Here is a 9,618-nt window from a genome sequence, read left to right on the forward strand (position 1 = left end):
CGCGGATGGCGCTGCACCTGGTCGATCTCGATGCCTATCGGATTGCGGCGGACCGGGTGGTGCACGGTGTCTCTTTACGACACACCACTGCACGGCCATACGCGCGGGGTTTGGGAGTTCGTCTACACCCCGTTCGCGGCGCTGATGTTCGTGCCCCTGGCGGCACTGCACGGAGCGGCGTTCACCTGGGTCGGCGGGCTCGCGAATTTGCTCATGCTCACCGGATCGGTGTGGTCAGCCCTGTCGGTGCTGGGCTATCGCCGCGACCGTCGCATGCTGATCGTGGGACCGACCGCTGCCGGGCTGCTGCTGTTGTGCGAGCCGATCCGCGAGACCATGGCGTTCGGCCAGGTCAACATGTTGCTGCTGCTCCTCGTCCTGGCCGATATGGCCTTGCCCGATTCGTCACGCGCGAAAGGCGTACTGACCAGCACCGTCGTCTCCCCGTACAGCTGGATCCACCACTGGGTCTGGCTCGCGCCCCTGCTGATCTACCTGGCCCACCTGGCGAATCGCCACCGCTCCGTCCCCACCGTCGCGGGCCTGCTCGCCGTCTTCCTCGTCTGTTCGGGCGGTATGTTCATCCTGTTCGGCGTCCACCGCGAGAGTGTCTTCGACTTCCCGAACCGGGGCCCTTTCGCCCTCTTCGAGCACAATGCCTTCATCTGGCTTGCCCTGGTCCTTTTCGCTCTCACCGCCGTCGCTCTCCGGCGAAATACTCCGGCGGAGAGCGATGGGTCGGCATAGAGGTCGGCTGATGTCGTTCAGCGCGTGACGGATTCGCGTGCTTCCATCGCCGCGCCGGTCAGCTCGATCGAGCGCACCCGGTCGTCGACGTTCTGGGCGTGATGCGCCGTGATGAGTTCGTCGGCCTGGATGCCGGCCGCGAAATCCTCCAGGTACGCCACGACGTCGGCGGGTGTGCCGACGGCCGTGTACGTGGTCATCCTGGCCAGGTGACGGCCATTGGGCGAGGCCAGGAAGGCGTCGATCTCCTCGTCGGAGAAGTCCATGCCCGCCGCGCCGCGCTTGATGAACGCGCGGGTGCGCGCCCGGTAGGAGATGGTCTTCTGCTCCTCGGCCTGCGCGCGATCCTCGGCCGCGAACACATTGACCCCGGCCATGACATACGGCTCGGCCAGTTGCTCGGAGGGCCGGAACCGGTCGCGGTATTCGCGGACGGCCTCGTGCAGCGAGTCGGGCGCGAAGTGCGAGGCGAAGGCGTAGGGCAGGCCCAGGTGCGCGGCCAGCTGCGCGCCGAACAGCGACGACCCCAGAATGTAGAGCGGCACAACGCCTTCCGCGCGCGGCACCGCCTGAATGCCCGGAATCCGCGAGTTCCCGGTCAGGTACCCCTGCAACTCCAGCACGTCCTGCGGGAAGGTGTCCGCCGAGGACGGGTTACGCCGCAGCGCCCGCATGGTTTCCTGATCGCTGCCCGGCGCGCGACCCAGCCCCAGGTCGATGCGACCCGGGTACAGCGATTCGAGGGTGCCGAACTGCTCGGCGATCACCAGCGGCGAGTGGTTCGGCAGCATGATTCCGCCCGCGCCGAGCCGGATGGTCTCGGTATGCCCGGCCACGTGGCCGATGAGCACGCTGGTCGCGCTGGACGCGATCGACTTCATATTGTGGTGCTCGGCATACCAGACCCGCCGGTACCCGCTGCGTTCCGCCGCCTGCGCCAGCGCGACGCTGTTCCGGAAGCTGTCACGCGCGGTCTGACCGAGCGCGATCACCGCCAGGTCGAGGAGGGACAGTGCGAAGGGCATGCTGGCACCGGCTTTCGTGGATGTCGTTGTCTGGACGGCAGGCGCTGTAGCACCCGCACCCAGTGATAATTCGATTGGCATCGAACTTATGCCCGCGCCTCCTCGAGCGGCCATCGGGCGACCGGTCGGCTACCGGAATTTCTCCACGTGCTCCGCGGCCCAGTCCCGGACATCCCGTGCCGGCCGCCCGGTGAGGTCGGCCACCGTCGTCGTGACCAGATCCGAGCGTGGCCGGAATTCGGCCATCGACAGCAGTGATTCGATCAGCCGTGCCGGCAGTCCGGCCCCGGTCATCGACTCCCGCGCCACCTCCAGCGGCAGCGCCTCGAACCGCAGCGAACGACCCAGTACCTCGCCGATCGCCGCGACCTGATCCGCCCGCCCGACCACCCGCGGCCCGGTCACCAGGTATTTCCGCCAGGTGTGCGAGTGGTCGGTGAGCAGTCGCGCCGCCACGGCCGCGATATCGCCCTCGTGCACCACCGCGCTCGGCGCGACCTCGGTCCCGCGCACCACGTCACCGGCGCGAATTTGCCCCGACCAGCCCAGCGCGTTGGAAGCGAGGGTGTCCGCGCGCAGCACGGTCCACGGCAGCCCCGAGGCCTCGATGAGCGCCTCCATCTCGGCATGCAACTGCGGAATCAGATCCGATTGCGGCCCCTGGTCGTTCACCGTCGTGGACGACAGATAGACGACGCGCTGGGCATGCCCGGCGAGCACCTTCAGCACCTGCGCCGCGCCCTCCGTCCCATGGAACGGCCACACCAGGAACACCGAGTCGACCCCGTCCGCGGCCGCGGCCAGCGATTCCGGCTCGGCCAGGTCCCCGCCCACCACCTCGACTCCCGGCGGCAGGGCGGCGGTCTCCGGATCGCGAGCCAGCGCTCGCGTCCGGACCCCTGCCGCGACCAGTTGGGCAACTACCTGCCGGCCGACGTTTCCCGTCGCACCCACCACGAGCACACTGTTCACGTCTTCGGAAACCCACCATGACCGGGCCGAATTTCCGAAATGCCGGGATATATATGGTGGCTCGGATCACACCCGACCCCATCGCCCCAGGTCGCGAAGATCAGGTCAGGTGACCCTTACTGGAACAAGGGATGGAATTCCGTCACACTGATGTTGTGAAAACCGTGGGTTTGCGGAACGCGGAACAGGCCGGGCACCAAAACGACGGTGCCCGGTCCGTTGTCGTGCCCGTGCCGGCGGGTGAGGGTCATACCCGGGAAGCCGTCATCAAGCTGCTGCTGGAGGAGGGCCCGATCACCGCGACCGCCATCGGCGAACGCCTGGGCCTGAGCCCGGCGGGCGTGCGCCGGCACCTGGACGCGCTCATCGAATCGGGCGAGGCCCGCGCGATGCGGTCGGCGCCGTGGCAGCAGAAGGGGCGTGGTCGTCCCGCCAAGCAGTTCCAGTTGACGGCCACCGGCCGTGGCCGCCTGGGGCATGCCTACGATGACCTCGCCGGAGCCGCCATGCGGCAGCTGCGGGAGATCGGCGGAGAGCAGGCCATCACCGAGTTCGCGCGCCAGCGGGTGGCGACCATCGTGTCCGGGGTCGGCGCGCTCGCCGAGCACACCCCGGCCGAGACCGAGGCCAAGGCGGAGGAGATCGCGGACGCGTTCACCGACGCCGGATTCGCGGCCTCGACCCGGAAGGTCGGTGCGGGCGTGCAGATCTGCCAGCACCACTGCCCGGTCTCGCATGTCGCCGAGGAGTTCCCGGAGCTGTGCGCGGCCGAGCTCGAGGCCTTCCGGGAGATTCTCGGTACGCACGTGCAGCGCCTGGCGACCATCGCCAATGGCGACTGCGCCTGCACCACGCACGTCCCGCTCGTCGCAGTGCCCCCCATATCGAATACCGCCCAAAAGAATTCCGCATCGACCCCCGTTGCACAGCCCGCAACGACTTCTACAGATGACTCCGGAAGGAGTGCCGAATGACGACGACCACCGACCAGGTGCAGCCGCTGTCCCAGGAAGAGACCATCGCGTCCCTGGGCACGTACGAGTACGGCTGGGCCGACAAGGATGTCGCCGGTGCCAGTGCCAAGCGCGGCCTGTCCGAGGACGTCGTACGCGACATCTCGGCGAAGAAGGACGAGCCCGAATGGATGCTCGACTTCCGCCTCAAGGCACTGCGCATCTTCGACAAGAAGCCCATGCCGAGCTGGGGCTCCAACCTCGGGGGCATCGACTTCGACAACATCAAGTACTTCGTGCGCTCGAGCGAGAAGCAGGCCGCGTCCTGGGAAGAGCTGCCCGAGGACATCAAGAACACCTACGACAAGCTGGGCATCCCGGAGGCGGAGAAGCAGCGGCTGGTCGCGGGTGTCGCCGCGCAGTACGAGTCCGAGGTCGTCTACCACTCCATCCGTGAGGACCTGGAGAAGCAGGGCGTCATCTTCCTCGACACCGACACCGGTCTCAGGGAGCACCCGGAGATCTTCCAGAAGTACTTCGGCTCGGTCATTCCGTCGGGTGACAACAAGTTCTCCGCGCTGAATTCGGCGGTGTGGTCGGGTGGCTCGTTCATCTACGTGCCGCCGGGCGTGCACGTGGACATCCCGCTGCAGGCGTACTTCCGCATCAACACCGAGAACATGGGTCAGTTCGAGCGGACGCTGATCATCGTCGACGAGGACGCCTACGTCCACTACGTCGAGGGTTGCACCGCGCCGATCTACTCCTCGGATTCGCTGCACTCCGCGGTGGTCGAGATCATCGTGAAGAAGGGCGGCCGCTGCCGCTACACCACCATCCAGAACTGGTCGAACAACGTCTACAACCTGGTGACCAAGCGCGCCAAGGCCGAGGCGGGCGCGACCATGGAGTGGGTCGACGGCAATATCGGCTCCAAGGTCACCATGAAGTACCCGGCCGTGTGGATGACCGGTGAGTACGCCAAGGGCGAGGTGCTCTCCATCGCGTTCGCCGGTCCGGACCAGCACCAGGACACCGGCGCGAAGATGCTGCACCTGGCGCCGCACACCTCCTCGACCATCATCTCCAAGTCGGTGGCGCGCGGTGGCGGTCGTGCCTCCTACCGCGGCCTGGTTCAGGTGAACAAGGGTGCGCACGGCTCGAAGTCGACCGTGAAGTGCGATGCGCTGCTGGTGGACAACGTCTCTCGCTCCGACACCTACCCCTACGTCGACATCCGCGAGGACGACGTGACCATGGGCCACGAGGCCACGGTGTCGAAGGTGTCCGAGGACCAGCTGTTCTACCTGATGAGCCGCGGCCTCACCGAGGACGAGGCCATGGCCATGATCGTGCGCGGCTTCGTCGAGCCGATCGCCAAGGAGCTCCCGATGGAGTATGCCCTGGAGCTGAACCGCCTGATCGAACTGCAGATGGAAGGAGCCGTCGGCTGATGACGGTCGAGAATGTTGCCGTTGCCACCGAGGGCCGTGTGCCGGCGATCAACAAGGGTGAGGTTTTTGCGTCCTTCGACGTGAACGCCTTCGAAGTGCCGTCCGCGCATGACGAGGTCTGGCGCTTCACCCCGTTGCGTCGCCTGCGTGGCCTGCACGACGGCACCGCCGTTCGCGACGGCCGGGCCGTCGTCGAGGCGAACGCTGTCGAGGGCGTGACGGTGGAGACCGTCGGCCGTGACGACGCTCGCCTCGGTGTCGCCGGTACCCCCACCGATCGCGTTGCCGCGCAGGCGTACTCGGGTTTCGAGCACGCGACCATCGTGTCGATCGGCGCGGAAACCGAAGTGGCCGAACCGGTCGTCGTCACCATCACCGGTCCGGGTGAGGGCAAGACCGCCTACGGGCACACCCAGATCCGGCTGGGCAACTTCGCCCACGCGAACGTGGTCGTCGATCAGCGCGGCAGCGGAACCTACGCGGAGAACGTGGAATTCGTGCTCGGCGACAGCGCCAAGCTGAATGTCACCGTCATCCAGGACTGGGCCGACGACGCCGTGCACGCGACCGCGCACCACGCCAAGCTGGGGCGGGACGCCACCCTGCGGCACGCCAATGTCACCCTCGGTGGCGATCTGGTGCGCCTGACCGCGACTGTCCGCTACGACGGTCCGGGCGGCGACGCCGAGCTGCTCGGCGTGTACTTCGCCGATGACGGCCAGCACTTCGAACAGCGCCTGCTGATCGATCACGGGGTGCCCCACTGCAAGTCGAACGTGCTGTACAAGGGTGCGCTGCAGGGCGATCCGTCCTCCAGCAAGCCGGACGCGCGCACCGTGTGGGTGGGCGACGTGCTCATCCGCGCAGCGGCCGAGGGCACCGACACCTACGAGGCCAACCGCAACCTGGTGCTCACCGATGGCGCGCGCGCCGACTCGGTGCCGAACCTGGAGATCGAGACCGGCGAGATCGTGGGCGCCGGACATGCTTCGGCCACTGGGCGTTTCGATGACGAGCAGCTGTTCTACCTGCGCTCGCGCGGTATCAGCGAGGAGGCGGCGCGGCGTCTGGTCGTGCGCGGCTTCTTCTTCGAGATCATTCAGAAGATCACGGTCCCCGAGGTCCGGGAGCGGCTCGAGGCGGCCATCGAGGCCGAGCTCGCCGCCGTCGGCGCCTGACACCAACTTCCCATCCCCGCAAAGGAATTCGAATTCGATGACCACCCTGGAAATCAAGGACCTGCACGTCGAGGTCGCCAACCCGGACCAGAACGCCGAGCCCATCAAGATCCTCAAGGGCGTCAACCTGACCGTGAAGTCCGGTGAGACCCACGCGATCATGGGCCCCAACGGCTCCGGCAAGTCGACCCTGTCCTACGCCATCGCCGGGCACCCCAAGTACACCGTCACCCAGGGCACCATCACCCTCGACGGCGAGAACGTGCTGGAGATGTCGGTCGACGAGCGTGCGCGGGCGGGCCTGTTCCTGGCCATGCAGTACCCCGTCGAGGTCCCGGGTGTCTCGGTCTCGAACTTCCTGCGCACCGCCGTCACCGCCGTCCGCGGCGAGGCCCCCAAGCTGCGCACCTGGGTGAAGGAAGTCAAGGACGGCATGTCCGAGCTGGACATCGATCCGGCCTTCGGCGAGCGCTCGGTCAACGAGGGTTTCTCCGGCGGTGAGAAGAAGCGCCAGGAGATCCTGCAGCTGGGCCTGCTCAAGCCGAAGATCGCCATCCTCGACGAGACCGACTCGGGTCTGGACGTGGACGCGCTGCGGATTGTTTCCGAGGGTGTGAACCGTTACAAGGAGCGGGAGACCGGCGGCATCCTGCTGATCACCCACTACACCCGCATCCTGCGCTACATCCAGCCCGACTTCGTTCACGTGTTCGTGAACGGCCGCATCGTGGCCGAGGGCGGCTCCGAGCTGGCCGAGGAACTCGACGCCAACGGCTACGTGCGCTTCACCTCATCCGCGGCGAGCCGCGAATCAGATTCTGTCGTAGGAGCCTAAATGACCAGCACCGTGGGGACTCTCGACATCGCCAGGATCCGGGCCGACTTCCCGATCCTGAGCCGGACCGTGCGCGACGGAAAGCCGTTGGCGTACTTGGATTCCGGTGCGACGTCGCAACGTCCGCTGCAGGTGCTCGACGCCGAGCGGGAATTCCTGCTCGAACACAACGCGGCCGTGCATCGCAGCGCGCACCAGCTCGCCGAGGAGGCCAATGAGGCCTACGAGGCGGCGCGTGCGGCGATCGCGGCGTTCGTCGGCGTCGGCGCGGACGAGATCTTGTACACCAAGAACGCGACCGAGTCGCTGAACGTGGTGGCCTACGCCTTCTCCGACGACCGATTCCCGTACCGCGTCGGGCCCGGCGACGAGATCGTCATCACCGAGCTCGAACATCACGCGAATCTCGTGCCGTGGCAGGAGCTCGCGCGCCGGACCGGTGCGACGCTGAAGTGGTACGGCATCACCGACGAGGGTCGCATCGACCTGGACTCGCTGGAGCTGTCGCCCGCCACCAAGGTGGTCGCCTTCACCCACCAGTCGAACGTGACCGGCGCGGTCGCCGATGTCGCCGAATTGGTGCGCCGCGCAAAGGAAGTCGGCGCGATCGTGGTGCTGGATGCCTGCCAGTCGGTGCCGCACATGCCGGTGGACTTCAAGGCGCTGGGCGTCGACTTCGCGGCCTTCTCCGGTCACAAGATGCTGGGCCCCTCGGGTGTCGGCATCCTGTACGGCCGCCGTGAGCTGCTCGAGGACACCCCGCCGTTCATCACCGGTGGTTCCATGATCGAGACCGTGTACATGGATCATTCGACCTTCGCCCCGCCGCCGCTGCGGTTCGAGGCGGGCTCGCAGATGATCTCGCAGGTCGTCGGATTGGGCGCGGCTGTCCGGTATCTGAGCGAAGTCGGCATGGAAGCCGTTGCGGCGCACGAGCACTTGCTCATCGGCGCGGCACTGGAGGGCCTGGGCGAGATCGACGGCGTCCGCATCATCGGCCCGACCGAGAACGTGAACCGCGGCGGCGCGGTGTCGTTCCTGGTGGACGGTGTTCACGCCCACGACGTCGGCCAGATCCTCGACGACCAGGGTGTCGCCGTCCGCGTGGGTCACCACTGCGCGTGGCCGCTGCACCGGCACTTCGGTATCGCCGCGACCGCGCGGGCCTCGTTCGCGGTGTACAACACCCTCGACGAGGTCGATCAGCTGGTGGCCGCGGTGCGGAAGGCCCAGAGCTTCTTCGGAGTTGCATAGAACATGCGCATGGAGCAGATGTACCAGGAAGTCATCCTGGACCACTACAAGCACCCGCACCACCGAGGGCTGCGCGAGCCCTTCGGCGCCGAGGTGCACCACGTCAACCCCACCTGCGGTGACGAGGTGACGCTGCGTGTGCACATCGACGACGACGGCGACGTCAAGGACGTGTCCTACGACGGCCAGGGTTGCTCGATCAGCCAGGCGTCCACCTCGGTGCTCACCGACCAGGTCATCGGCCTGCCGGTGCAGCAGGCGCTGAAGGTGGTCGAGGCCTTCGACGAGATGGTCACGAGCCGCGGCACCGTCGAGGGCGACGAAGAGGTGATCGGCGACGGCATCGCGTTCGTCGGCGTCGCCAAGTACCCCGCCCGCGTGAAGTGCGCGCTGCTGGGCTGGATGGCGTTCAAGGATGCCGTGGTACGGATAGCCTCGGCCGAGGAAGCCAAGAAGACGATGGGCAACGGGGAGTAGAGATGAGCGAAACCGACCAGCAGGCCAAGGAATTCACCCCCGAGGAGATCCAGCACCTCGAGGACATGGAGGAGGCGATGCGCGACGTCGTCGACCCCGAGCTCGGCATCAATGTCGTCGACCTCGGCCTGGTCTACGGCATGGCCTTCGAGGACGGCATCGCCAAACTCGACATGACCCTGACCTCCCCGGCCTGCCCGCTGACCGACGTCATCGAAGACCAGTCCCGCAACGCCCTCGTGCGCTCCGGCCTGGCCGAAGACCTCCAGATCAACTGGGTCTGGATGCCCCCGTGGGGCCCCGACAAGATCACCGACGACGGCCGCGAACAGCTGCGCGCCCTCGGCTTCACGGTCTAGCGGGACCAGCAATCCGCCGACGATGCGGGCCGATCCGATGCGGATCGGCCCGCATCGTTGTTTTCGGCTGGAGTCCATATTCATTCGGCTGACCGGAACCACTGTGCGATAGTCGGATCCTGAAAAGGAGTGATCCCTGACGAGGCAAAAGGCCTGTCTCCCGCCGCCGGCTTCGACCCGCCGCGCTACCGGGCCGGCCCCGGCCATCCGCCCGCCACATCACCGCCCGCCTCCGCGCCGCGGGCAGCATGGACGACTGAGTCGTCCGGCTACCGGGCCGTGACGCCGAACCGAAAGAACGGTCGGCCCACCGTGTTACGGTGCGCCGACGTTTTCACTGGGGGAGAAAGCCTTGTCCTACGGA

General features: G+C 67.0%; 10 protein-coding genes. 8 read left to right on the forward strand and 2 right to left on the reverse strand.

What is annotated here, in order from left to right; translation table 11 throughout:
* Positions 1-66 precede the first annotated feature (66 nt).
* On the forward strand, positions 67-747 hold the full coding sequence (locus ACFXN1_RS03340; RefSeq protein ID WP_379436001.1) for a glycosyltransferase 87 family protein: 681 nt from the start codon (positions 67-69) through the stop codon (positions 745-747).
* A gap of 17 nt (positions 748-764) precedes the next feature.
* Here the strand turns inward: ACFXN1_RS03340 and ACFXN1_RS03345 are convergent, their stop codons facing one another.
* Both ACFXN1_RS03345 and ACFXN1_RS03350 read right to left on the reverse strand, forming a co-directional pair.
* A complete protein-coding gene (locus tag ACFXN1_RS03345) occupies positions 765-1,772 on the reverse strand; it encodes an LLM class flavin-dependent oxidoreductase (protein WP_379436000.1) in 1,008 nt (335 codons plus the stop codon).
* Between the two features lie 129 nt (positions 1,773-1,901).
* Positions 1,902-2,744, reverse strand: a complete 843-nt coding sequence (locus tag ACFXN1_RS03350; protein WP_379435998.1) for an NAD(P)H-binding protein — start codon at positions 2,742-2,744, stop codon at positions 1,902-1,904.
* Between the two features lie 131 nt (positions 2,745-2,875).
* Between ACFXN1_RS03350 and ACFXN1_RS03355 the strand changes: the two genes are divergently transcribed.
* The 7 genes from ACFXN1_RS03355 to ACFXN1_RS03385 are packed head-to-tail and all read left to right on the forward strand — an operon-like array spanning position 2,876 to position 9,254.
* Positions 2,876-3,718 (forward strand): helix-turn-helix transcriptional regulator, encoded by an 843-nt coding sequence (locus ACFXN1_RS03355; protein ID WP_379390558.1) that lies wholly within the window; start codon positions 2,876-2,878, stop codon positions 3,716-3,718.
* Positions 3,715-5,151: a Fe-S cluster assembly protein SufB gene (sufB, locus tag ACFXN1_RS03360; RefSeq protein WP_354846731.1), complete on the forward strand. Its 1,437-nt coding sequence runs from the start codon at positions 3,715-3,717 to the stop codon at positions 5,149-5,151. The genes ACFXN1_RS03355 and sufB overlap by 4 nt, the downstream gene beginning before the upstream one ends.
* Positions 5,151-6,329: a Fe-S cluster assembly protein SufD gene (gene sufD, locus ACFXN1_RS03365; RefSeq protein ID WP_379435997.1), complete on the forward strand. Its 1,179-nt coding sequence runs from the start codon at positions 5,151-5,153 to the stop codon at positions 6,327-6,329. The genes sufB and sufD overlap by 1 nt, the downstream gene beginning before the upstream one ends.
* Before the next feature lie 37 nt (positions 6,330-6,366).
* Positions 6,367-7,164: a Fe-S cluster assembly ATPase SufC gene (sufC, locus tag ACFXN1_RS03370; protein ID WP_379401912.1), complete on the forward strand. Its 798-nt coding sequence runs from the start codon at positions 6,367-6,369 to the stop codon at positions 7,162-7,164.
* Complete coding sequence (locus tag ACFXN1_RS03375; protein ID WP_379463475.1) at positions 7,165-8,418, forward strand: cysteine desulfurase; 1,254 nt, start codon at positions 7,165-7,167, stop codon at positions 8,416-8,418.
* A 3-nt stretch (positions 8,419-8,421) separates the two neighbouring features.
* Positions 8,422-8,895, forward strand: coding sequence for a Fe-S cluster assembly sulfur transfer protein SufU (gene sufU / locus ACFXN1_RS03380; protein WP_379401914.1), 474 nt, complete (start codon positions 8,422-8,424; stop codon positions 8,893-8,895).
* A gap of 2 nt (positions 8,896-8,897) precedes the next feature.
* On the forward strand, positions 8,898-9,254 hold the full coding sequence (locus ACFXN1_RS03385) for a metal-sulfur cluster assembly factor (RefSeq protein WP_379401915.1): 357 nt from the start codon (positions 8,898-8,900) through the stop codon (positions 9,252-9,254).
* Positions 9,255-9,618: the final 364 nt, after the last annotated feature.

It is taken from the genome of Nocardia sp. NPDC059154, assembly GCF_042755705.1.
GTDB lineage: Bacteria > Actinomycetota > Actinomycetes > Mycobacteriales > Mycobacteriaceae > Nocardia.

Bases quoted from the DNA above. Each gene is read 5' to 3' on its own strand.
- sufD (WP_379435997.1), top strand. From the start codon at position 5,151: ATGACGGTCGAGAATGTTGCCGTTGCCACCGAGGGCCGTGTGCCGGCG.
- ACFXN1_RS03345 (WP_379436000.1), bottom strand. From the start codon at position 1,772: ATGCCCTTCGCACTGTCCCTCCTCGACCTGGCGGTGATCGCGCTCGGT.
- ACFXN1_RS03375 (WP_379463475.1), top strand. From the start codon at position 7,165: ATGACCAGCACCGTGGGGACTCTCGACATCGCCAGGATCCGGGCCGAC.
- sufC (WP_379401912.1), top strand. From the start codon at position 6,367: ATGACCACCCTGGAAATCAAGGACCTGCACGTCGAGGTCGCCAACCCG.
- sufU (WP_379401914.1), top strand. From the start codon at position 8,422: ATGCGCATGGAGCAGATGTACCAGGAAGTCATCCTGGACCACTACAAG.
- ACFXN1_RS03355 (WP_379390558.1), top strand. From the start codon at position 2,876: ATGGAATTCCGTCACACTGATGTTGTGAAAACCGTGGGTTTGCGGAAC.
- sufB (WP_354846731.1), top strand. From the start codon at position 3,715: ATGACGACGACCACCGACCAGGTGCAGCCGCTGTCCCAGGAAGAGACC.
- ACFXN1_RS03385 (WP_379401915.1), top strand. From the start codon at position 8,898: ATGAGCGAAACCGACCAGCAGGCCAAGGAATTCACCCCCGAGGAGATC.